Raw genomic sequence first — 22492 nt, 5'->3', positions numbered from 1 at the left:
ACAGCCATCCTGCCCGGTGCGAGATGGCTGTCGTGGGGCTGTTTCCCTACCGGACAGCGGCCCGGCTCTGTTAGAGTCAGTGGGCTATGAGCTGGTATGAGGTCTTTCGTCTGGCCCTGGATGCCATCTGGGCGCACAAGCTGCGTTCCTTTCTCACCCTGCTGGGTATCATCATCGGGGTGGCCAGCGTCACGGCCGTAGCGACCGTCATCGAGGGCTTCAGCGAGTACGTCAACGAAAAAGTGGCCGTCTATGGCACCGGGGCGCTCACGGTCGAAAAAGCCGCCTTTCAGGGCTTTGCGGACTTCGAGAAATTCCTGCGCGCCATTCAGCGCAATCCCGATCTGACGACCGAAGACATGCGGGCGCTGCGCGAGCAACTGACCCTGGCCGATGAAGTCGCAGCGCAGGACGGCTCGGCAGCGGATGTCCGCTATGGCAACACGGTGGTTACACTGGTGGGCATCCAGGGCGTCACGGCCAACTTCAATGACCTTTCCACCGTTGAACTTGCCCAGGGGCGCGTCATCAGTCCTTTCGATGAAGAAAACCGCCGCGCTGTGTGCGTGCTTGGCGCCGACGTGGCCAAAGAGCTTTTTCCCCGGGGCGACGCCATTGGCAAGACCGTCAAGCTGGGGCGTGATCCCTATGAGGTCATCGGCGTTGCCAAGCCGCTCGGCACGTTTCTTGGTCAGTCGCAGGACAACTACGTGCAGATTCCGCTCACCACGTTTCACAAAGTCTATGGTGAACGGCGCTCGCTGACCCTGTACGTCCGTCCGCGCCGGGGAGTGCCGACGGAACTCGTCGAAGATGAAATTCGCGCCATTCTGCGGACGCGACACCACCTTTCACCCCGCGAGGAAGACGACTTCAGCATCACGAGTGATCCAGCCACACAGGGCATTTTCACGACCCTGCTCGCCACGGTCAGCGCCGTGGTGCTGCCCATCACGGGTATTTCCCTTGTCGTCGGCGGCATCGTCATCATGAACATCATGCTGGTTTCCGTCACCGAGCGAACCCGTGAAATCGGCATCCGCAAAAGCCTGGGGGCGCGCCGGCGCGACATCCTGCGCCAGTTTCTGGCGGAATCGGCCCTGCTGTCGCTGATTGGCGGCATCATCGGGCTGGTGCTGGCCTACCTGGTGATGCTGGTTGTGTCGCACTTCTCCGGGCTGCCGGTGGCACTGCCGTTCTGGGCCGTGGTGCTGGCGCTGGTTGTGTCGGGGAGTGTGGGGCTGTTTTTTGGGATTTATCCGGCCAGCAAGGCCGCCCGGCTCGATCCCATTCAGGCGCTACGCGCCGATTGAAGCCCCCCTTCACCACCGCCGGGCCGGTTTTCACCCAAAGACCTCGCGGGCCGCGCGGTAGGTGTTGCAGTGGGCTTCAACCGTATCCTGACGGTCACGGGCATAGCCGCCTGAAAGCGTGATGGTGACCGGGATGCCGGCCTGCCGACAGGCACGCAGCACGAACTCGTCCCGGCGCATGAGGCCCTCCAGCGTCAGCGCCAGCCGACCGAAGCGGTCGTGGACGTAGGGGTCCACCCCGGCCAGATAAAACACCAGGTCCGGGCGAAACGCCGCCAGAAGGCGCGGCACGTACTCGCGGAGCACCTCCAGATAGGCCGCGTCCGTCATGCCATCCGGCAGCTCCAGGTCAAGCGAACCCGGCGGTTTGCGCAGCGGATAGTTGTTCCGGCCGTGCATGGAAAAGGTGAAGACATCCGACTCGCCGGCGAAAATGACGGCGTTGGCATTTCCCTGGTGAACATCGCAGTCAATGAGCGCTACCCGGCCGACGTCGCCCTCACGCTGGAGCACCCGGACAGCAATCGCAATGTCGTTGAGGACACAGAAGCCCTCGCCATGATCGGGAAAGGCATGGTGCGTGCCCCCGGCAAGGTTGCCGGCGACGCCCTCTGCCAGGGCGTGGCGGGCGGCATTGAGTGTCCCCTGGGCCGCCAGCCGCGCGCGCATCACCAGTCCTTCCGACCAGGGAAGCCCCAGACGGCGCAGTTCGCGTGGTGTCAACTGCCCGGCCGCCAGGCGCGTCCAGTAATCACGGGTATGGGCCAGCAGAATGTCTTCCTCGCGGGCGGGGGCCGGGGCAACGACATCTTCCGGCGACAGCGTGCCCTCTTCAATCAGTTGGGCATGGACGCGCGGAAACTTGACCATCGGAAACACGTGGGCATCACCGATGTCCACGAAGTAACCCGGCGCATAGGAGACAAACATGCAGTGTCGGCTGTGGCCAGACGGTGTGGCCGACCCGGCCTAGCGCATCTTCCCTTCCTGAGCTGCTCCCGGACGCTTGCGACAATAGGGGGGGTAGTCGTCGCTGTTGGTGTAATACGCCTGACACATCCCAAACACCCGATGGCTGTGGTCGGCAATGACAAAGCCGTACTGTTTGGCAATTTCCTCTTGCAGGCGTTCGATCTCCGGGCTGAAAAATTCGATGAGCGCGTCACACTCCGTACAGATCAGGTGGTCGTGGTGATCGTGCTTGTATTCGTGTTCATAGCGCGCGCGCCCATCGTTGAAGTTGACTTCCCGGGCCAGTTTGGCTTCGACGAGCAGGCGCAGGGTTCGATAAACCGTCGTGAAGCCAACGGTTTTGTCACGCTGTTTGACGAGGTCATAGAGTTCCTCGACGCTCAGGTGCGCCTCGGTTTCCAGAAACGTCCGCAGGATGAGGTCACGCTGGGCCGTCCGCTTGAGCCGATGCTTGACCAAGTGACGGTGAAACAGCTCGAACTCCTCGTGAAAAGCATCGGTGGCTGGCTGGCTCTGGGGCAGTGGTGTTGTCTCCTGCTGCTCAAGATGTTCCGGCATGCGTACGCTTCCTCTGACACCGTTCATCCCGACCGCCGGGCTGACGGAACGGCCACGTGGACTCACTGACTGCCAAGATAGCGGAAGCCGCGGCCGGTCCACTCCCAAACATAGCGAAGTCGCCGCTGGCTGACTACGACAACCTGCGCCCGCTGCTGGCTGCTGACCGGGATGATGCCGACGGCCGCGACCTCTCTTGGCGCAAGCGGCAGCACGTTGGTCCGTTGCCCACGGTCTTCGATGAACAGCGGATAGACCCGTCCGCTCACGTCCACCAGTGCGCCGACGCGCCCCCCCTGCTCATAGGCAATTACGGTATCGTTGCCAACCGCATCACTGCCGAGCATGTCTCCGCGGACGGCGCGCAGCGGATTGGCGCCCTGAAGATCGGCGCGGCTGAAAATTGCTTCCGCGTCTTCGTAGGTGACTTCCCGGCTGCGGGGTGGCGGCGGCTCAGATGCCGTTGTGTCCGCCCCCGTATCCCGTGACGCCGGCCACACCTCGTCATCCGGGGTTGGTGGCACTGCCCGTCCCGTCACTCCCAGGCGGCGCTGGACATCAATGAAAGCCTGGGTTGTCCGTACCCCGCGCTGATCCGATCCCGCCAGATACTGCGCGATTTCGCGCTGGGTATTCTGGAGACGTTCCGCCGGCGGCGGGTGGGAAGCAAAGATTTTGTCGAACGTGCCGGGACTACGCTGCATCAGCGAGCCAAGCAGCCGGAACATGTTGTTCATTTCCTCGGTGTTGTAGCCGGCGTGGTGCATGTCGTACAGCCCAAGAAAATCGGCTTCGCGCTCCTGATCGCGCGACCGCTGAAACAGTTTGCCGCCGGCGACGAGGGTCACGGCCAACTGCCCAAGCTGACCGATGGCGCCGTTGCCCAACAGAATCCCGGCAATCCCGATGATGAGACCCGTCGTTTGCGTCCGGCGGAGTGTGGCGCTCAGGTGATAGCCAACATTGTGGCCGACTTCATGCGCCAGAACGGCGGCCAGTTGCCCTTCAGTCGTCGCCTGTTTGATGAGTCCCGTGTGGATGTAAATGCGCCCGCCGCCGGGTGTGAAAGCGTTAATCTGGTCGTTTTCCACGACATAGAACTGGTAGGGCAGGTCTGGTCGCCCGGACACTTCCGCCACCCGTCGTCCGACCTGGTTGACATAGTTGACGATGACCGGGTCGGTCACAAAACGGTACTGTTTCGCGATTTCCTGATGGGCCATTTCCGCAAACGCCAGCTCATCCCGGACAGACATGGCCCCACGGGCGCGCGCCCGGTCGTCGAGCCGCCGGAACTTGTCGTACGGGTTGGGTCCGGCAGAACGGTTGCGGTCGGCGGCCCACACTGGCCCGCCCATGGCGCTTACCAGCACCAGACCGACCAGAAGCATGGCCATGCTGCGCGTCATCCGGCTGCGTCGAAGTCCTGCCTCGCTCCGTCCCACAGCAGTCACTTCTCCCGACTGTGACTTCAAATCCCTGCCTGACATGAGTATCATCCCTTTCTGATGGTTTGCGGTATCAAGCATCCAGACGACATCACCACGTACCTGAAATCACTGAACAAGCCTGAATCACTCAACAAGACGGCTGCGGTTTGCCAGGCCAGCCTTTCGATGAACGACCAGCGACAGGCGCTGCCTCTCACCGCACCCTGGTTTCGGGGCAGAAAGGCTTTGTCAAAAGGATTGTACAAGACGAATCATTCCACGCAAGGAGCGCAAGGTTGCCTATGTTACAGGGTTTGATGATGGACTATCCCCTGACCATGACACATTTTCTCGAACGTGCCCGGCGCTATCACCACGATGTCGAAATCGTCACCAAACGCCCCGACGGCTCACTGCACCGCTACACGTATGGCGAAGCGTACCGGCGGGTTTGTCGTCTGGCGCATGCGCTGGCCAAACTGGGCGTCGAACAGGGCGACCGGATTGGCTCCCTGGCCTGGAATCACTACCAGCACCTTGAGCTGTACTTTGCCGTTCCCTGCTACGGGGCGGTGATGCACACGCTCAACCTGCGCCTGGCACCCGACCAACTGACCTACGTCATCAATCACGCCGCCGACCGCATCATTTTCGTGGATGCCAGCTTGGTCCCGCTGCTGGAAGCCATTCAACCGCACCTGACGGGGGTCCAGCACTTTGTCATCATCAATGCCCCGCCGGACTTTGCGACGAAACTGCCCAACGTCCGGCACTACGAAGAGCTGCTTGAGGGTGAACCGGAGACGTATGAATTTCCCCGGCTGGACGAACGGGCGGCGGCCGGGCTGTGCTACACCAGCGGAACGACGGGGAAGCCGAAAGGCGTTCTCTACAGCCACCGGTCGCAGTTCATTCACACGATTGCGGCCGGCGCTGGAGACGCCCTCTCGCTCAGCGGGACGGATACAGTGATTGCCGTCGTGCCGATGTTTCACGCCAATGCCTGGGCACTGCCCTATCTGAGTGCTTCGCTCGGCTTCAAGTTTGTTTTGCCGGGGCCGCACCTCAAGCCGGAAACCCTGGCGCAACTCATCCAGGATGAAAAAGTCACGGTGGCGGCCGGCGTTCCCACACTCTGGATTGGGATGTATCAGGCGATCAAGGCACATGGCTTCGATGTCTCCAGTCTGCGGGCGCTCATCGTTGGCGGCGCGGCATTTCCCAAAACCTGGATTGAAGCTTACGAGAAAGAACTGGGCATACCGGTCGTTCACGCCTGGGGTATGACCGAGATGTCGCCGATGGGCACCTCCACTGGCACGCTCAGTCATCGCACAGACCTTTCCATTGACGAGAAAATCGCCATCAAAACCCACCAGGGCTATGCCCCACCCGGCGTCGAAATGCGTATCGTGGGCGATGATGGCCGTGAAATGCCTTGGGATGGCCAGTCGGTGGGCGAAATCCAGGTGCGTGGTCCCTGGATTGTCGGTGCGTACTACAACGACGACTCGGCCGCGGCGCAGTTCACCCCCGACGGCTGGTTTCGTACCGGTGACGTGGCCACCATTGATCCCAAAGGGCTGCTGACCATCACCGACCGGACGAAGGACCTCATCAAAAGCGGCGGTGAATGGATTTCGAGCGTGGCGTTGGAAAGCGTCATCATGGCGCATCCGAAGGTGCTGGAAGCGGCGGTCATTGCCATCCCGAATGAAAAGTGGAGCGAACGGCCGCTGGCATTGGTCGTCCCGCGCAACCCTGATGACCGCCCGACGCCGGAGGAACTCCACGAACTGGTGGCGGCGCAGTGTGCCAGGTTCTGGGTTCCCGATGAGTTTCGCTTTGTTGAGAGCATCCCCAAAACCTCGGTGGGCAAGTTTGACAAGAAGGTGCTCCGTCAGATGTACGCCGAAGGCAAGCTGTGAACCCGGGACGACGTTGGCTCAGGTTGGCACTTAATCTGGCGCTGTCGGTTGGGCTGCTGCTGGGGTGGGCACCTGGGTGGTATCTGCCCGCCGCAGGGGCACAGGGCGAAACCTACCGCTATGAGTTTGAGCAGCCCAACTTCCTTGTGACGCGGATTGTCATCGTTCTCGATGCGGAGGGACGCGGCACGCTCGAATATGTCGAAAAGGACATACCGGCGCCGACCCGCGCTCCGGTGACGCTGCGCCCTGAATCGCTGGCGCGTCTTCGACGGCTGGCGGAACAGGTGGCGGCCCTGCCGTCCGCTCCGCCTTCGGAAAAACATTCCAACCTGGGGTTGAGCAAGCTGTCGCTGGTGGTCAACGGCCAACCGGTTACGGTGGCTTTTACCTACACGCCTCATCCGGCTTTGCTTGAGTTGGGGCAGTTCTTTCGGGGAATCGTCACGCAGCACCAGCGGGTCAGTCAGATTGAAGTGGCACGGCGCTATCAACCGCTTGACATGCCCAAACTGCTGCGTGACCTGGAAGCCGACCTCAATGCCAGGCGCATCGCCGAGCCGGCAGCCCTGGCTGACCTGCTGGCGAGTCTGGCCAATGACCTGCGGTTGTCGCTCATTGCGCGCAACCACGCCAGGCGGCTGTACGACCGGATTAGCGGGAAGACCTGAAAGCCTGGGAGCGCGGGCGTCCCGCCCGCATGCTTTCTGTTCAGCTTGGGCGTGTCTCGCCTATGCGGCGTACAACAAGCCAAAATGTACAGGCGGGTCACCTGTGTTGTTGGGGTCATATTCAACCGTCGCTACGTGACGGGGGGTGTGGGACACCTGTGACCCGTGGGTTGAAACCCACGGCTAAAATCAGGCGTCGCTGACTCGACGGCCCCTGGGAGCGCGGGCGTCCCGCCCGCACTTTGTTTTTGGCGGGCAATTGGGGAGGATGCCAATGGGTTGGGGTTTCCATCGAACAGGAGATTTTGCCCGTCCGCATCCCCAGTAGATGAAATTTGTCTGTCGCGTAGCGACAGTTGATTTTAGCCGTGGGTTTCAACCCACGGAGCACGGGCATCCCCCACCGCCCCCGTCGCGTAGCGACGGTTGAATTTCATTCCCGACAACGCAGGCATCCCACCCGCACCTTTGTTTTTGGCGAGCAATTTGGGATACCAATGGGTTAGATTCCTATCGAACAGGGGGATTTTGTCCGTCCGCATCCCCAGTAGATGAAATCTGTCTGTCGCGTAGCGACAGTTGATTTTAGCCGTGGGTTTCAATCCACGGATCGCAGGCATCCCACATATCCCCGTCGCGTAGCGACGGTTGAATTTCATTCCCGACAACGCAGGCATCCCGCCCATTTTTGGGAGGCAATCTGGGGATGCCCTTGGGTTAACCAGTGCTGAAATTCAACCGTCGCTGACGCGACGGTGGACGATGTGCCACCGTTTCCCCGGCGTTGAAACGCCGGGCTAAACTCTGTTGCCGCTACGCGGCAAAAATACGGTTGTGACCCGCGATTTTAACCCGCGACCAATACCACGACCCAAAGGTATCCCTTGCCCGTCGCGTACAACTAACCATTGGCATGGGAAAAAAGCTACCTCCATAAATGTCACGGGCATCCCGTCAATCCTCGCCCGTCACGTATGAGCGACCATTGCGCCGCCGGTTGGAATGTTGATCGCGTAAGCCCAATGCCACACGGACGGGTTGAGCCTCCCGCCATCGTGCTGCCGGTTGGAATACCCATCATGTCACACCAACGCCACACGGCCGGGTTGAATATCCCACTGTCGCGTAGCGACAGTTGATTTTAGCCCCCCAATTGCCCACCAAAAACAAAGGTGCGGGCGGGACGCCCGCGCCCCCAGTCCCGTCGCGTAGCGACAGTTGATTTTAGCCGTGGGTTTCAACCCACGGATCGCAGCATCCACCCATTCACCGTCGCGTCAGCGACGGCTCAATGCCCTCCGTCGGAGATTTCGTGCGGGCAGGATGCCCATGTTTCCGGGAAGGTGCGGGCGGGACGCCCGCGCTCCCAGCCCCGTCGCGTAGCGACAGTTGATTTTAGCCGTGGGTTTCAACCCACGGATCGCAGCATCCACCCATTCACCGTCGCGTCAGCGACGGCTCAATGCCCTCCGTCGGAGATTTCGTGCGGGCAGGATGCCCATGTTTCCGGGAAGGTGCGGGCGGGACGCCCGCGCTCCCAGCCCCGTCGCGTAGCGACGATTGAATTTAGCCGTGGGTTTCAACCCACGGATCGCGGCATCCCTACACACCCCGTCGCGTCAGCGACGGTTCAATGCCCTCCGTCGGAGATTTCGTGCGGGCAGGATGCCCATGTTCCCGGAAAGGTGCGGGCGGGACGCCTGCGCTCCCAGCCCCGTCGCGTAGCGACAGTTGATTTTAGCCGTGGGTTTCACCCACGGATCGCAGCATCCACCCATTCACCGTCGCGTCAGCGACGGCTCAATGCCCTCCGTCGGAGATTTCGTGCGGGCAGAATGCCCATGTTTCCGGGAAGGTGCGGGCGGGACGCCTGCGCTCCCAGCCCCGTCGCGTAGCGACAGTTGATTTTAGCCGTGGGTTTCAACCCACGGATCGCGGCATCCCTACACACCCCGTCGCGTCAGCGACGGTTCAATGCCCTCCGTCGGAGATTCGCGCGGGCAAGAGTCCCATGCTCCCGGAAAGGTGCGGGCGGGACGCCCGCACTCCCCAGGCAACCAGCCGAGCACCCTCACGGGCGGCGGGCCTTGCCGTTCTGCCGGGCTTCCTCCAGCAGAGTCAGTATTTCCTGTTTGACTTCCGCAAAAGACCGCGGCTGCCCGCGTGGGGGTTCTCCCCGCCGTTCGGATGCCCCGGCGGCCATGGTTGTCGCCCCCCCATCTGCCACCTCACCGGAACGTCCACGCCATTCCTCGACTGTCTCCCCACTCATCAGAAACTGCCCATACTGCCAGTTGACCGTATGAAACAGGGTTTGATCACGCGCCAGAAAGACCAGCATTTCCTGCTGGGGTGCATACGCATCGCGGGCGCAGTAGGTCGTGCTCATGGCCCATACCCGCACTTCCTGACGGCGCGGATCGCCATAAATGACCTCGATGATTTCGAGTGTCGCAAGCTGTCCATACATCGGGTTGCGAATGTTTTTGGTGGAGCGCACGCGCACCCGCGCAATGAGATCAGCACTCAGGACGAGTTCGCGCGTCTCCATCACGCGCATGTTGCACTGGGCAGCCACGGAAACAGGCAGCAGAGAAAAACACACCAAAGCAATGAGACAGAACAAAAAACGCATGCAGGTTGGAAAATATGGCAGACGGAATCGAAGCTTAAGCATAAGCTGGGCATTGTAACCCAAACTGACAGCTTGGAAAGCCTTGGTCGGATCGAACGACCAAGGCAACTGTCGGTCATAACGCCCACTCCAGACGCACGTGCCATTTCCTGTTTCCCGGCCGGTGAATTGACACCCCGGCTTTTGCGGCCTATAGTCTTTGGGCTTGTCACACGGCAGGCGCTTATCAGGCTTTCGGGTCCCGCGCGTCCAAGGGCTCACGAACCCCGCCAGGGTAGAGATACAGCAACGGTAGTGAGTTTGCGGAGTGTGCGGGGAAACTCGAAAGCCTGGCTTCATTTTTACGCCTTTTTCAAGCCACGACGTTCCGCATTCCCTTGCACTGACGAGGCATCACCCCCATGGGACTCACCATCGAACGCATCCACGCCCGCGAAATCCTTGACTCACGCGGCAATCCGACCGTCGAAGCCGATGTCGTGCTTTCCAACGGACTCGTGGGAACGGCCGCCGTTCCCTCCGGGGCTTCAACCGGCGAGAACGAAGCCCTTGAACTCCGCGACGGCGATAAGCGCCGCTACCTCGGCAAGGGCGTCCAAAAGGCCGTGACCAACGTCAATACCACGATTGCCAAACGTCTCGTGGGCCGCGACCCCCTCGACCAGCAGGGACTCGACCGGGACCTGCTCGCGCTCGACGGCACCCCCAACAAACGCAAGCTCGGCGCCAATGCCATGCTGGCTGTGTCGCTGGCCACGGCCCGCGCTGCCGCCCAGGCCGTCGGATTGCCACTGTACCGCTACCTTGGCGGCACCCACGCCCGGACGCTCCCCGTCCCGCTGATGAACATCCTCAACGGCGGCGCGCACGCCGACAACAACGTGGACTTCCAAGAGTTCATGATTGCCCCCTGCGGCGCGGCAACCTTCGCCGAAGCCCTCCGCTGGGGCGCCGAGATTTTCCACACCCTCAAGGGCGTGCTCCGCAAACGCAACTACAACACCGCCGTCGGCGACGAAGGCGGCTTTGCGCCCAACCTCCGTTCCAACGAGGAAGCCATTGAACTCGTACTCGAAGCCATCACCCAGGCCGGCTACAAACCCGGCGTACAGGTGGCCGTGGCGCTCGACCCGGCGGCCAGCGAATTTTTCGAGGGCGGCCACTACATCTTCAAAAAATCCGACAAGTCCAAGCACACCCCCGAAGCCATGGTGGAATACTGGGCTGACTGGGTACGGAAATATCCCATCATCTCCATCGAAGACGGGCTGGCCGAAAACGACTGGACCGGCTGGGCCTTGCTGACAAAAGCCCTGGGCGACCGGGTACAACTGGTAGGTGATGACCTTTTCGTGACGAACGTGACGTATCTGCGCAAAGGCATTGAGCAGCACGTTGGCAACTCGATTCTCATCAAGGTCAACCAGATTGGCACGCTGACCGAAACCATGGATACCGTCGAACTGGCGCGAAACCATGGCTACACGGCCATCATTTCGCACCGGTCGGGAGAAACCGAAGACGCCTTCATTGCCGACCTCGCCGTGGCGCTCAACACAGGACAGATCAAAACCGGCTCGGCCAGCCGGAGCGACCGCCTGGCGAAGTACAACCGTCTGCTGCGGATCGAGGAACAGCTTGGGGCCAGCGCCAGTTATCCCGGACTCCAGGCGTTCTACAACGTGAAGGTCGAGCCGGCCAAAGCCACGACTTCCCGCGCCACCCGCAACGAACGTTGAGCAATGGCCAAGGAAGCCTATCCCTACCTGCTCTGGTGCGGTCTGGCCGCGGCGCTGCTTGCCCCGGCGGCGCTCTGGTGGCCTCCGGCGTGGGGACTCGTAGCCGTGGTTGGCCTTGTGGCCGCCTTCGTGGCCTACTTTTTTCGTGACCCGGAGCGCCAGATTCCGCCAGGCAGCGATATTGTCGTCTCGCCGGCCGACGGGCGCATCACCCGCCTGGCTCCGGTGACGCCCGGCGACCCGGCTTCACCGTGGCTGGTGAGCATTTTTCTCTCGCCGCTGGACGTGCACATCAACCGGGCGCCCATCGCTGGCATCATCCGGGATGTCCTGCACCGGCCCGGACAGTTCAAAAGCGCCCTGCGGGAAGATGCGGCGCTCATCAACGAGCAGTTCATCGTCGTGCTGGAAGGAACGCACATCACCGTCACCCTCAAACAAATCGCCGGACTCATTGCCCGCCGGTGCGTTCTGTGGAAAGGCGTCGGCGATCAGGTCGCCTGTGGCGAGCGGATTGGTCTCATCAAGTTCAGTTCACGGACTGATCTCATCGTCCCGGCCGAAGTCGAACTCCAGGTGCGCCAGGGGCAGCGGGTCAAGGGCGGCGCTACCATCATCGGACGGATTCGCCCACTGGACTAGCGCCAACGCCTTTGCCGGCGCCAACGCCTTGTCGCCATGAACCGTGAAGCTGAAGCCAGACATCGTCTCACCCGCCGCCGCCTGCGCAAGGGCGTGTATGTCCTGCCGAGCTTCATCACCTGCATCAACATCTACATGGGCTTTTATGCCGTGGTCGAAAGCCTGAAGGGCTACAAGTACGTGGCGCTCAACGACCCGGAAATGGCCACGCGGCACTTCGACATTGCGGCGCTGTGCATTGGCTGGTCGGTGCTGTGCGACTTTCTCGACGGACGCATTGCGCGCCTGATGCATGCCACGAGTGAGTTTGGCGTCCAGCTCGACAGCCTGGCCGACGTGCTCAGTTTTGGTATTGCTCCGGCGGTTCTGCTCTACACCTGGGGCTTTTCCGGCATTCCGGCGTTTCAGAAGCTGGCGTGGGGGGCGGCCTTCATTCACCTCATCTGCTGTGCGCTGCGTCTGGCACGCTTCAACGTCCAGGCGACCAAACCCGTCCCCGGCGACGCCAAAACCGCCAAACGCTTCTTTGTCGGCCTTCCAACCCCGGCTGCGGCCGGGCTGCTCGCCGCCATTGTGCACTTCACGCCGCTGCCGGTTGTGTATCAGGAAACCTACTACCGCCTCTTCGGGCAGGAATTGCTCATCACCCCGACGGAATGGGCCTTGGGGCTGTTCGTGCTGGCCATCACGCTGGCGCTGCTTATGGTCAGCACGTTGCGGTTCAACAGCTTCAAGGACCTGGGGCCGTACGCCCGGCATCCGCAGATCGTGCTGCTTTCCCTGGGACTGCTCATTTTCCTTGTCTATAACTACTCGCAATGGACGCTGCTCATCCTGGCCACCATCTACGCCGGGCAGGGGCCGGCCGGGAAACTGGCCAGCCTTTTCCGCCGCAGGACGGCTTCCGTTCCGACGCCCACTTCGGCCGAAACCCTCTAACCAACCACTTGCCCGTATGACCGACGACCAGCTCCAGCAAGCCCGTCAGTACCTTGCCGCCGCCAGGCGCGTTGTAGTGTTCACGGGAGCCGGCATTTCGGCCGAATCCGGCGTGCCGACCTTTCGTGGCAAAGATGCGACCTGGAAGGGGATGCCGGCCGCCGTTGCGTCTTCCATCGGACTGCTCGAACAGGACCTCACCACGGCCTGGGAGTGGTTTGACTACCGGCGGACGCTGCTCAAAACCGTCGTTCCCAACCCCGCGCACATCGCCGTTGCCCAGGCGGAAACGCGGTTTGAGGATTTTCTGGTGGTCACGCAAAACGTGGACGGCCTGCACCAGAAGGCCGGCAGCCAGCGCATCATCGAGCTGCACGGCAACATCTGGCGGGGGCGCGGGTTGCGTACGGGCAAACGCTATCCGCTGCCCGAAACGCCGCTGCCGACGCTGCCGCCCCGTGGCGACCACGACGAGCCGCTGCGCCCCGATGTCGTTCTCTTTGGTGAAATGCTTCCGGCCGGCGCGTTTGAGGAAGCTGAAATTGTAGCTTCCCGGTGTGATGTCTGCCTCGTCATCGGCACATCCGGCGTGGTTTATCCGGCGGCACTCATTCCCTTTGCCGCGCGCGATGCCGGCGCAGCCGTTATCGAGGTCAACCCGGAGAGCACCGACCTGACGCCCCACATGACGCTTTCGCTGCGCGGCCGGGCCGGCGACATCGTGCCCCGGCTCTTTGGCTAGGCCCTGTGGCTAGGTCGTTCTTTCACGAGGAAGGGCACCGGGAAGGGTGTTTCCCGGCAGGTCCGGTGCTGATGCCGTTGACCGGCGGCGCATCAACGGCACAAGTGTCGGCGGGGCTGCCGGCACAGGGGCATCCACTTCCGCAACCTGTTCGTGCGCGTGGTAAGAACTGCGCACCAGCGGGCCGGCTTCGACATGCCGGAACCCCATCGCCAGCCCAATCTGCCTGAGTTCGGCAAATTCATCCGGGTGGTAAAACTTCTCGACCGGCAGGTGACGGAGACTTGGCCGCAAATACTGCCCCAACGTCAGAATGTCGCAGTCGTTCTCACGCAGATCGTGCATCGTTTCCAGCAGTTCATCCCGTGTCTCGCCCAGACCCAGCATGACGCCGGACTTCGTCAACACGGGATAGTCCGCTGAACGCCAGGCGGCCGCCCGGCGCAGCAACTCCATCGAGCGGGCATAAATGGCATCGGGACGCACCCGCCGGTACAACGCCTTGACCGTTTCCGTGTTGTGGTTGAGCACATCGGGACGCGCTTCCATCACCACATCGAGGGCTTCCCAGTTGCCGCAGAAGTCCGGGATGAGCACTTCCACACGGCAGCCGGGGTTGTGACGCCGGACTTCCCGGATCGTCGCCGCAAAATGGTGCGCGCCGCCATCGGGCAGGTCATCACGGTTCACCGAAGTGATGACCGCGTGGCGCAGGCCCAGCTTGCGGACGGCTTCGGCGACGTGGCGCGGCTCAGCGGGATCGAGCAGCCGGGGCGCACCCTTTGTCACGGCGCAGAAGCCACAGTGCCGCGTGCAGATGTCGCCCATGAGCATGAAGGTCGCCGTCCGGTTGGAGAAACACTCCCAGATGTTCGGGCAGCGCGCTTCCTGACACACGGTGTTGAGGGAAAGATCGTCCACCATGTGGGCGACTTCCTGAAACCTGTCACGGGCATCCAGGCGGATTTTCAGCCACGCCGGTTTGCGTTCCGGGCGGAGATCACGGCGGGTAAAAGTACGGTCAGCCATAGTGATGCCATCTTAGAAACCGCCGGCCGCAGACTCAAGTCACCAAACCCGTCACGGCCCAGCCGCCGAAGCCTTGGCCGGGCAGCCTTTTGGTGTAAGTTGAATCCGTAGCTACGCCATCCACCCGGCCGCCTGCCATCCTCTTACGCAGTCGCATCCGTTCCGGCCCTGACACTGCACCATGATGTCTTACGCCCAAACCAGCCCTTCCCTTCAGCTCGTCACGCTGCCCTTTGTTGCCGTTGTGGGCCATGCTCCGGTCAAACGCGCGCTGCTGCTACTGGCCATTGAACCCCGGCTGCGCGGCGTCGCCTTTGCCGCTCCGGCCGGCAGTGCCAAGTCGGTTCTGGCGCGCGGTTTTGCGCAGATTGTCCCCGACGTGGACGGCCGGCGCCCGCCGTTCGTCATCCTGCCCGGCAACATCAGTGAAGACCGCCTTTTTGGCGGCCTCGACCTCGAAGCCACACTCGCTGGTGGCCGGCGACGCTTCGCGCCGGGCATTCTGGCGCAAGCCCACGGCGGCTACGTCTTTGCCGACAACCTCAATCTGCTGCCGACCCAGGTGGAAAACGCCCTGCTGACCTGCCTCGACGAAGGCTGCCTGCGCGTCGAACGGGAAGGGGTCTCACTGACCTCGCCCGCAGACTTCGGGCTGATTGCGGCCTTCAATCCGGGTGACGGCCCCGTACGCTGGCACATCCTCGACCGGCTGGGCCTCATCGTGGCCGCCTCGCGCCAGTCTGACCTCGAAACCCGGCAGAAAGTCATCGAAACCGTGGCGGCTTTCGAGCGCGACCCGGAAGCCCTGCAGATGCTCTACGCCGAAGAAACCACGCTGCTTCGGAATCTCCTGACTGATGCACGGCAGCGGTTGCCGCAGGTCACGCTGGGCGATGAAACCCTGCACTGGCTCTGCGCGCGTGCGGCGGCGCTGGGCACCGTCGGGCAGCGGGCAGAATACTTTGCCACGCTGGCGGCCCGGGCCAATGCCGCGCTCGAAGGACGGACCACGGTCAATGAAGACGACTGCCGGACGGCCGAGTTTTTCGTCCTGCTGCCACGCGCCACACAGCGTCCCGAAAGCGAACCCGAACCACCACCACCACCTCCTCCTCCGCCCTCGGAAAGCTCGGAAGACGAGCCGGAACCGCCCTCACCGCCGGAAGAACTCGAAGACCTGGCGCTGGTTTTCGACGCCGAAGAAGCGGCCCTCGACGCCGACTTCGACTTTTTTGCCAAAAAGGCGCGGCTGGGGCGCTACGGGAAACGCTCCGAGCGCGACAACTTTCAATCCGGGCGGCACGTCCGCTCCGTGCCGGGCGAACCCTCGCGGGGGCGCGTCGCCATCGAAGCCACGCTGCGCCAGGCCGCACCGCACCAGCCGGCCCGCCGCCAGAAGCTGCTCGCCAAGGGGCAGACGCCCGACCGGATACTGCTCAAAAAAGACGATGTCCGGCTCAAGAAACTCCGCCAGCGCACCGGCGCACTCATCGTCTTCATCGTGGATGCTTCCGGGAGCATGGCCGCCAACCGCATGGGACAGGCCAAAGGGGCTGTCGTCGAACTGCTGCGCCAGTCCTATGTCAACCGGGACAAAGTTGCCCTCATTGGCTGCTATGGCGATGAAAGCCGGGTGCTGCTCGCTCCGACGCAAAGCGTCGAAGCGGCCAAGCGCCAGCTCGAAACCCTGCCGACCGGCGGAGCCACGCCGCTCAACGATGCACTCCGGCGGGCACAGGCGCTCATCGAGGAAGTCCGGCGCACTGGGGCCTACACCGAGGCGCTTGTCATTGTCATTGGCGACGGACGCGGCAACATCCCGGCCCGGACGCCCGAACCCGACGGGAACCTTTCCCGCACCGACGCCATCCGGCGTGAACTGGAAGACATGGCGCGGGTGTACGCCGCCGGCACCATCCGCCTCGTGGTCTTCGACACCCAGAACCGCTTTGTCTCACGTGGTGAAGCCAAGCAACTCGCAGAGCTGTTTGGCGGGCGATACATCTACCTGCCGCGCCTGTCGGCGGCCGGCATCACCGATGCGGTCAAGCAGGAACTGCGCCGGTCGTCCTGATTTCACGCTTTGGGTTCTGCCCTCCAGGTGGGGTATTGACCTCAAAATGCGCCACCTGGAACGGGCAGGCCGCTGTGGCACTGTTCGCCACGGGCGGCATCGTGCACAATAGGCCGTACCGAGCCATTCCGTCTGATTCCGGGGTGCGACGCGCCTATGTCTTCTCCAGAACCACGTTCGTCACCGCCGGAATTTTCGTTCTTGCGGGAATGCGAATTGTTTTCGACGCTTTCCGACCTGACGTTGCAGGCGCTGTTCCTGCGCGGGCAGGTCGTTGTTTTTGAACCCGGCGAGGATGTTTTCCACATTGGCGACCCGGCCGATTACCTGTATGTCATCAAATCAGGGGTCGTGGAGATTCGCCGGCCGGCAATGGAAGGCTCGGCAGAGCTGACGCCGGTGGCCTACGTGGCAGCCGGGGACGTGATCGGCGAAGTCGCCATGTTCACCCGCTCCCATCGCGCTTCGGCGGCGCGTATGCCCGGCGGCGGTGAAATTTTCCGTATTTCGCGTGACAACTTTCACTCGGTTGTCGCCGGCTTCCCGGACCTCGCGCTGCGGCTGTGCTTCACCTTTGCCCAGCGGCTCGAATCCACTGTGCGCAACATGCGCAAGGAACGCCAGCGCCAGTTGGGCGGAAACCTCAAGTTTTTCGACCTGCCGACGGTCATCCAGACCATCATCAGCTCCGGCATGACCGGCACGCTGCGCGTGGACGACCCGCTGGGCATCACCCTGGCCGAAATCTACTTTGACGGCGGACACCTGTGCCGTTCTGTCATGGGCCATCTGACCGGCAGCGAAGCCTTTTTCCAGCTCTTTCAGCCGCCACCGACGGAAGGCACATTCGAGTTCAAAGGCGGTGAGCGGGAAGTGGCGGAAGGCGCCACCTGCGACATTCTTCTGCCCGGCATGACGATGCTGATGGAAGCCGTCCGCATGCAGGATGAGATCGGGGCGCTGCGGCGCCAGTTTCCGGCCAACCAGCGGTATCGCCCCCTCGACGACGATTTGCGCTGGGAAGGCGACGAGAACCTGCTGCCCATCGCCTATGACATCTGGTATCGCCTGCATGCCGAAGAGCCGACGGTACGCGATCTGCTCGACAGCATACCGGCGTCTCACTACACAGTACTTTCCATTCTGAATCACCTTCTGGAAACCATGCAGATCAGCGCCCACCAGCCGGATTCCAGGGCGTTGACCAATATCTCCGACATCAACCAGAACCCACCCTCCGGGCTGGACACCCCATAAGACCCAGCACCACATCCTTATCAACACCAATGTCAGACCACCCTACGTATGACCGAACGAACCCTTGTCACTGGCGGGGCCGGCTTCATCGGCACACATCTCTGCAAACGACTTCTGGATGAAGGTCACGAAGTCATCTGTCTTGACAACTTCTACACGGGCCAACGCGCCAATATCCGGCCGCTGCTTTCCCACCCGCGCTTTGAGCTGGTCCGCCACGATGTCATCGAGCCAATCCGGCTTGAAGTCACGCAAATCTACCATCTGGCCTGTCCGGCCTCGCCCGTCCACTATCAGGCCAATGCCATTCAGACCGTCAAAACCAGCGTTCTGGGCACGCTCAACATGCTGGGGCTGGCCAAACGGGTTGGCGCGCGTTTTCTGCTCGCCTCGACTTCGGAAGTCTATGGCGACCCGCTCGTGCATCCGCAGCGTGAGGACTACTGGGGCAACGTCAATCCCATTGGGCCGCGAAGCTGCTACGATGAAGGCAAGCGCGTCGCCGAAACGCTGACGATGGACTACCACCGCCAGCACCACGTGGATGTGCGGATCGTGCGGATTTTCAACACCTACGGCCCGAACATGCTTGAAAACGATGGGCGCGTGGTCAGCAACTTCATCTGCCAGGCGCTGCGGGAGGAACCTCTGACCGTCTATGGCGATGGCTCGCAGACCCGTTCCTTCTGCTACGTGGATGACCTGGTGGAAGGCATGTTCCGTATGATGCAGACCGAAGCGTTCACAGGGCCGGTCAACCTTGGCAACCCGGATGAGTTCACGGTCGCCGAGCTGGCGCAGAAGGTGCTGGCCAAGACGGGTTCGGCGTCGCCCATCGTGCATCGCCCGCTGCCGGAAAATGATCCGCAGCGCCGGCGTCCCGACATCACCCTGGCCGGTGAACGCCTGAACTGGGCGCCGCACATCCCGCTTGATGTCGGCCTTGACCGGACGATTGCCTACTTCCGTCAGGTGCTTGCCGAGCCGGCCGGCCCTGCGGCCCACTGACGGGGCAGCGCCGCCATTCCTGAAAGCAGGCATTCCCCTTTGACAAGCGACACGCGAGCAGGCATATCGCACAGGCTCAAACCGAGCGACTCTGACTGGCTGGAAGGATATGCAACATGGAGACGTGGGCGGGCAAAACGGTACTCATCACCGGCGCCTCAGTTGGGATTGGAGAAGCCTTTGCCCGGCGTTTTGCGCGGGAAAAAGCCAACCTGATGCTGGTGGCGCGGCGGGAAGACAAGCTCCAGCGCCTGGCCGCCGAGTTGGCCAAGCAGCACAGCATCACCGTGGATGTGCTGGCCAAAGACCTCAGCCTGCCGGAAGCAGCCGGGGAAGTCTTTGAGGAAACCGAACGGCTGAACCTCCAGGTGGATGGTCTCATCAACAACGCCGGCTTTGGCATTGGAGGGCGGTTTGTGGAAACCGACCTCAAGCGCAACCTGGAGATGCTTCAGCTCAACATTGTCACCCTGACCGAGCTGACCCATCGCTACCTGTCGGGAATGCTGGCGCGCCGGCAGGGCGTCGTTGTCAACGTGGCCTCGACGGCCGCCTTCCAGGCGGTGCCCTATCTGGGCGCTTATGCGGCTACGAAAGCTTATGTGCTGAGCTTTTCCGAGGCGTTGCACGAGGAATGCCGGGACGAGGGCGTGCTCGTCATGGCGCTGTGCCCGGGGGCCACGGCAACGGAGTTTTTCGACACGGCGCAGGTCGCCGAAGGCACGGCCCGCGACATGCTCCGCCGCGCCCAGATGCCGGAAGAAGTCGTTGAAGCCGCCTTTGCCGGCATCCGCCGGCGGAGCAGTTCCGTCGTGTCAGGACTGGCCAACAGCCTGCTGTCACAGGCGACGCGGTTTGTGCCACGTGACATTGCCGCCCGCATTGCCGGCAACATCATGAAAGCGCGATGAGTCTGCGCTTTGAGCTACTGGCCAGTGATGCCGGGACGGCAGCGCGGCGGGGGCGGATTACGACGACCCGCAGCGTCATTGAAACGCCGGTGTTTATGCCCGTCGGGACGGCGGCCACCGTCAAGGCGCTCACCCAGGACATGCTTGAAGCCCTGGATGCGCGCATCATTCTGGCGAACACCTATCACCTGTTTTTGCGCCCCGGCCACGAGGTCATCCGGGAACTGGGCGGTCTGCACCGCTTTATGAGCTGGCCGCGCTCGATTCTCACCGACAGCGGCGGCTATCAGGTGTTCTCACTGGGCGAGTTGCGTACCATCAGCGAGGAAGGCGTCACCTTTCGGTCCCACCTTGACGGCGCACGGTTGCTGTTGTCGCCGGAAGTCTCCATGGAGGTTCAGATTGCGCTCGGCTCTGACATCGTCATGGCCTTCGATGAGTGCCCGCCCTATCCGGCTTCGCCTGAACAGGTGCAATGCTCACTCGAACTGACCGAACGCTGGGCGCGGCGGTGCCGGACGTACTTCGACGCCCACGCCGACCGGGAGCGCCAGTCGCTGTTTGGCATTGTGCAGGGCGGTGTGTACCCGGAACTGCGCGCCCGTTCCCTAGAGGGACTGCTGGAGATTGGCTTTGAGGGCTATGCCATCGGCGGCCTCAGCGTTGGCGAGGAAAAACACCTGATGTACGACACGACGGAGTTCATCGCGCCGCGCCTGCCGGCGGACAAGCCCCGCTACCTGATGGGCGTGGGGACGCCGGCCGACCTGGTTGAATCCGTGGCGCGCGGGGTGGACATGTTCGACTGCGTCATGCCCACACGCCACGCGCGCAACGGCACGGTGTTCACCACGACCGGCCGGCTCAACCTGCGCAATGCGCGCTACGTCCGCGATGAACAACCGCTTGACCCGGACTGCACCTGTGCGGTCTGCCGGCGGTACTCGCGGGCCTATCTGGCGCACCTGCTGCGGACGGGAGAAATCCTCGCCTCCGTATTGGCGACCTATCACAACGTGTATCACTATCTTGACCTGATGCGGCAGATTCGGCACGCTCTGGAACAGGGCGGGTTCGGCCGCTTCCGGGCTGACTTCCACCGTCGGCAGCTTTCATCCGAGGAGTCTCTTTCAACATGAACATCGTCCTGGCACAGGGTGGTGGAGGAAGTTTTCTCATCCAGCTTGTTCCGATTCTGGCGATGGTCGCCATTTTTTACTTTCTGGTGATCCGTCCCCAGCAGAAACGCCAGAAAGAACTCGAAACCATGCGCAACAACCTCAAGAACGGCGACCGGGTTGTTACCGAAGGCGGGATTTACGGAACCGTGGCCGGCATCAACGAGAAAGAAAACACTCTGCACCTGCTCGTCGCGCCGTCGGTCAAGATTGAATTTTCCAGAAATGCCATCATCGGCCTGCGTGACCAGCCCAACAAGTAACGAAAGCTGACCTTCAATGCAGCCCCACCTGGCGTCGGCGGCCACCACCCATCCGGTTCATTTTGTTGTTTTCATTACGCTTGTTATCGGCTTTCTCTGGGTTGATCTGGCTTCCGGCAAAACGGACCGGCCGGTTTCAATGCTCAAGGCAGCCACCTGGTCGGGCATCTGGGTGGCGGTCTCGCTGGCTTTTGCCGGCTATGTGGCCTCGATTCGCGGCACGGACGACGCCATCCTGTTTCTGACGGCTTATGCCCTCGAAAAATCCCTGGCCGTAGATAACCTCTTCGTCTTTCTGGCGATTTTTTCCGCCTTCGCCATTCCAGAGTATCTGCACCACCGGATTCTGTACTGGGGCATCATTGGCGCGCTGATTTTCCGTGCCATTTTCATCGGACTGGGCGTCGGGCTGCTGTTTGGTGCGCAGGCGCTGGGGGCACTGACCATCTTCGGCTGGCATATCGAACTCCAGCGCGTGGTCTTTTTTGGTTTCGGCCTGGTCATTCTGTGGTCGGTGTATGCCCTCTTTCGCGCCGGGCGGAAGGACACGACCGAAGAGGAAACGGACTACACCAACCACTGGGCTGTCCGCTTCCTGCGCCAGTTTTTTCCCAACCGGATTGCGACACAGCTTGATCGCGGGCGCTTCCTGACCAGGGTCACGGATGGGCAGGGGCGGCACTACCATGCGCTGACTCCGGCCTTTCTGTGCCTGGTGGTGATTGAGGCCTCGGACATCATGTTTGCCTTCGACAGCGTACCGGCGATTTTTGCGGTCACGCAGGATGCCTTCCTGGTCTATACAAGCAATATCTTTGCCGTGCTTGGTTTGCGCTCGATGTATTTTTTGGTGGCGGCAGCCAAGCGCATGCTTGTTCACCTCGACAAAGCTGTATTTGTCATCCTGCTGTTCATCGGCATCAAGATGCTGGCGCTGGCTTTTGACTGGTTTCACCTGCCGCCGCTGGTCAGCCTGAGCGTTGTTCTGGGTCTGCTGGCGCTGGGGGTTGGGGCGTCCCTGCTGGAAAAGCGCAAACGGGTCGGCAGCGAGGTTTCCTGAGCCGGGCCTCTCCCGCGCGTCTCCTGAAACGACGTGGCCTCATCCGGCCGGGATGGCCCGTCCCGTGGCTTGGGAACGCCTGCCCTTGACAGCTCAGCCGGGAGTTGCGTAGTCTAGTCGTTCGCTTTGCTTCCGGCCGTGGA

Annotated in this window: 19 protein-coding genes and 1 other RNA gene; 15 read left to right on the top strand and 5 right to left on the bottom strand. The window is 62.1% G+C overall.

Annotated elements, in window-relative coordinates:
• Positions 1 to 86 precede the first annotated feature (86 nt).
• Positions 87 to 1313 (top strand): ABC transporter permease, encoded by a 1227-nt coding sequence (locus tag J8C05_RS01930; RefSeq protein ID WP_211422541.1) that lies wholly within the window; start codon positions 87 to 89, stop codon positions 1311 to 1313.
• Positions 1314 to 1343: 30 nt separating this feature from the next.
• Here the strand turns inward: J8C05_RS01930 and J8C05_RS01925 are convergent, their stop codons facing one another.
• From J8C05_RS01925 to J8C05_RS01915, 3 genes are all read right to left on the bottom strand, one after another.
• Positions 1344 to 2243, bottom strand: coding sequence for a histone deacetylase family protein (locus J8C05_RS01925; RefSeq protein WP_211422540.1), 900 nt, complete (start codon positions 2241 to 2243; stop codon positions 1344 to 1346).
• A 39-nt stretch (positions 2244 to 2282) separates the two neighbouring features.
• Complete coding sequence (locus J8C05_RS01920) at positions 2283 to 2843, bottom strand: Fur family transcriptional regulator (RefSeq protein ID WP_211422539.1); 561 nt, start codon at positions 2841 to 2843, stop codon at positions 2283 to 2285.
• 62 nt (positions 2844 to 2905) lie between these two features.
• Entirely contained in the window at positions 2906 to 4240 is a 1335-nt protein-coding gene (locus J8C05_RS01915) for a M48 family metallopeptidase (protein ID WP_211422538.1), read from the bottom strand.
• Between the two features lie 335 nt (positions 4241 to 4575).
• Between J8C05_RS01915 and J8C05_RS01910 the strand changes: the two genes are divergently transcribed.
• Entirely contained in the window at positions 4576 to 6201 is a 1626-nt protein-coding gene (locus tag J8C05_RS01910; RefSeq protein ID WP_246840718.1) for a long-chain fatty acid--CoA ligase, read from the top strand.
• A gap of 23 nt (positions 6202 to 6224) precedes the next feature.
• On the top strand, positions 6225 to 6872 hold the full coding sequence (locus tag J8C05_RS01905; protein WP_211422537.1) for a hypothetical protein: 648 nt from the start codon (positions 6225 to 6227) through the stop codon (positions 6870 to 6872).
• 2071 nt (positions 6873 to 8943) lie between these two features.
• On the opposite strand, the gene J8C05_RS01900 is transcribed toward J8C05_RS01905, so the two are convergent.
• On the bottom strand, positions 8944 to 9423 hold the full coding sequence (locus J8C05_RS01900; RefSeq protein WP_211422536.1) for a hypothetical protein: 480 nt from the start codon (positions 9421 to 9423) through the stop codon (positions 8944 to 8946).
• A gap of 316 nt (positions 9424 to 9739) precedes the next feature.
• Here J8C05_RS01900 and ffs point away from each other — a divergent pair.
• The 5 genes from ffs (at position 9740) to J8C05_RS01875 (ending at position 13569) form a co-directional block, all read left to right on the top strand.
• Positions 9740 to 9837: signal recognition particle sRNA small type (gene ffs / locus J8C05_RS01895), an RNA gene on the top strand.
• A gap of 71 nt (positions 9838 to 9908) precedes the next feature.
• Complete coding sequence (eno, locus tag J8C05_RS01890; RefSeq protein WP_014098901.1) at positions 9909 to 11246, top strand: phosphopyruvate hydratase; 1338 nt, start codon at positions 9909 to 9911, stop codon at positions 11244 to 11246.
• Between the two features lie 3 nt (positions 11247 to 11249).
• Entirely contained in the window at positions 11250 to 11888 is a 639-nt protein-coding gene (locus J8C05_RS01885; RefSeq protein WP_211422535.1) for a phosphatidylserine decarboxylase, read from the top strand.
• A gap of 36 nt (positions 11889 to 11924) precedes the next feature.
• Positions 11925 to 12827, top strand: coding sequence for a CDP-alcohol phosphatidyltransferase family protein (locus J8C05_RS01880; protein ID WP_211422534.1), 903 nt, complete (start codon positions 11925 to 11927; stop codon positions 12825 to 12827).
• A gap of 16 nt (positions 12828 to 12843) precedes the next feature.
• On the top strand, positions 12844 to 13569 hold the full coding sequence (locus tag J8C05_RS01875; protein ID WP_211422533.1) for an SIR2 family NAD-dependent protein deacylase: 726 nt from the start codon (positions 12844 to 12846) through the stop codon (positions 13567 to 13569).
• Between the two features lie 9 nt (positions 13570 to 13578).
• Here the strand turns inward: J8C05_RS01875 and lipA are convergent, their stop codons facing one another.
• Positions 13579 to 14598, bottom strand: coding sequence for a lipoyl synthase (gene lipA / locus J8C05_RS01870; RefSeq protein WP_211422532.1), 1020 nt, complete (start codon positions 14596 to 14598; stop codon positions 13579 to 13581).
• A gap of 181 nt (positions 14599 to 14779) precedes the next feature.
• Here lipA and bchD point away from each other — a divergent pair, with 181 nt between their 5' ends.
• From bchD to J8C05_RS01835, 7 genes are all read left to right on the top strand, one after another.
• Positions 14780 to 16672 (top strand): magnesium chelatase ATPase subunit D, encoded by a 1893-nt coding sequence (bchD, locus tag J8C05_RS01865; RefSeq protein WP_211422531.1) that lies wholly within the window; start codon positions 14780 to 14782, stop codon positions 16670 to 16672.
• Positions 16673 to 16828: 156 nt separating this feature from the next.
• Positions 16829 to 17929, top strand: a complete 1101-nt coding sequence (locus J8C05_RS01860; RefSeq protein ID WP_211422530.1) for a cyclic nucleotide-binding domain-containing protein — start codon at positions 16829 to 16831, stop codon at positions 17927 to 17929.
• Positions 17930 to 17977: 48 nt separating this feature from the next.
• Positions 17978 to 18937 carry a UDP-glucuronic acid decarboxylase family protein gene (locus J8C05_RS01855; RefSeq protein WP_058868127.1) on the top strand — a complete coding sequence of 320 codons (960 nt, stop codon included), beginning with the start codon at positions 17978 to 17980 and terminating at the stop codon, positions 18935 to 18937.
• A gap of 116 nt (positions 18938 to 19053) precedes the next feature.
• Positions 19054 to 19848: an SDR family NAD(P)-dependent oxidoreductase gene (locus J8C05_RS01850; protein ID WP_211422529.1), complete on the top strand. Its 795-nt coding sequence runs from the start codon at positions 19054 to 19056 to the stop codon at positions 19846 to 19848.
• Positions 19845 to 20987: a tRNA guanosine(34) transglycosylase Tgt gene (gene tgt, locus J8C05_RS01845; RefSeq protein ID WP_211422528.1), complete on the top strand. Its 1143-nt coding sequence runs from the start codon at positions 19845 to 19847 to the stop codon at positions 20985 to 20987. Before J8C05_RS01850 ends, tgt begins: the two co-directional genes overlap by 4 nt.
• Complete coding sequence (gene yajC / locus J8C05_RS01840) at positions 20984 to 21289, top strand: preprotein translocase subunit YajC (protein ID WP_014098891.1); 306 nt, start codon at positions 20984 to 20986, stop codon at positions 21287 to 21289. The genes tgt and yajC overlap by 4 nt, the downstream gene beginning before the upstream one ends.
• Positions 21290 to 21305: 16 nt before the next feature.
• Positions 21306 to 22349 (top strand): TerC/Alx family metal homeostasis membrane protein, encoded by a 1044-nt coding sequence (locus tag J8C05_RS01835; protein ID WP_211422527.1) that lies wholly within the window; start codon positions 21306 to 21308, stop codon positions 22347 to 22349.
• The last annotated feature ends 143 nt before the right edge of the window (positions 22350 to 22492 follow it).

It is taken from the genome of Chloracidobacterium sp. N, assembly GCF_018304765.1.
Lineage (GTDB): Bacteria > Acidobacteriota > Blastocatellia > Chloracidobacteriales > Chloracidobacteriaceae > Chloracidobacterium > Chloracidobacterium aggregatum.
Note: the sequence above shows the minus strand (reverse complement) of the source record. Positions and strands in the feature narration are given on the sequence as shown.

What these genes read in the sequence shown, in the direction of transcription:
- J8C05_RS01930 (WP_211422541.1), top strand. Translation starts at nt 87, where the DNA reads ATGAGCTGGTATGAGGTCTTTCGTCTGGCCCTGGATGCCATCTGGGCG.
- J8C05_RS01925 (WP_211422540.1), bottom strand. Translation starts at nt 2,243, where the DNA reads ATGTTTGTCTCCTATGCGCCGGGTTACTTCGTGGACATCGGTGATGCC.
- J8C05_RS01920 (WP_211422539.1), bottom strand. Translation starts at nt 2,843, where the DNA reads ATGCCGGAACATCTTGAGCAGCAGGAGACAACACCACTGCCCCAGAGC.
- J8C05_RS01915 (WP_211422538.1), bottom strand. Translation starts at nt 4,240, where the DNA reads ATGGCCATGCTTCTGGTCGGTCTGGTGCTGGTAAGCGCCATGGGCGGG.
- J8C05_RS01910 (WP_246840718.1), top strand. Translation starts at nt 4,576, where the DNA reads ATGTTACAGGGTTTGATGATGGACTATCCCCTGACCATGACACATTTT.
- J8C05_RS01900 (WP_211422536.1), bottom strand. Translation starts at nt 9,423, where the DNA reads ATGGAGACGCGCGAACTCGTCCTGAGTGCTGATCTCATTGCGCGGGTG.
- eno (WP_014098901.1), top strand. Translation starts at nt 9,909, where the DNA reads ATGGGACTCACCATCGAACGCATCCACGCCCGCGAAATCCTTGACTCA.
- J8C05_RS01885 (WP_211422535.1), top strand. Translation starts at nt 11,250, where the DNA reads ATGGCCAAGGAAGCCTATCCCTACCTGCTCTGGTGCGGTCTGGCCGCG.
- J8C05_RS01880 (WP_211422534.1), top strand. Translation starts at nt 11,925, where the DNA reads ATGAACCGTGAAGCTGAAGCCAGACATCGTCTCACCCGCCGCCGCCTG.
- J8C05_RS01875 (WP_211422533.1), top strand. Translation starts at nt 12,844, where the DNA reads ATGACCGACGACCAGCTCCAGCAAGCCCGTCAGTACCTTGCCGCCGCC.
- lipA (WP_211422532.1), bottom strand. Translation starts at nt 14,598, where the DNA reads ATGGCTGACCGTACTTTTACCCGCCGTGATCTCCGCCCGGAACGCAAA.
- bchD (WP_211422531.1), top strand. Translation starts at nt 14,780, where the DNA reads ATGATGTCTTACGCCCAAACCAGCCCTTCCCTTCAGCTCGTCACGCTG.
- J8C05_RS01860 (WP_211422530.1), top strand. Translation starts at nt 16,829, where the DNA reads ATGTCTTCTCCAGAACCACGTTCGTCACCGCCGGAATTTTCGTTCTTG.
- J8C05_RS01855 (WP_058868127.1), top strand. Translation starts at nt 17,978, where the DNA reads ATGACCGAACGAACCCTTGTCACTGGCGGGGCCGGCTTCATCGGCACA.
- J8C05_RS01850 (WP_211422529.1), top strand. Translation starts at nt 19,054, where the DNA reads ATGGAGACGTGGGCGGGCAAAACGGTACTCATCACCGGCGCCTCAGTT.
- tgt (WP_211422528.1), top strand. Translation starts at nt 19,845, where the DNA reads ATGAGTCTGCGCTTTGAGCTACTGGCCAGTGATGCCGGGACGGCAGCG.
- yajC (WP_014098891.1), top strand. Translation starts at nt 20,984, where the DNA reads ATGAACATCGTCCTGGCACAGGGTGGTGGAGGAAGTTTTCTCATCCAG.
- J8C05_RS01835 (WP_211422527.1), top strand. Translation starts at nt 21,306, where the DNA reads ATGCAGCCCCACCTGGCGTCGGCGGCCACCACCCATCCGGTTCATTTT.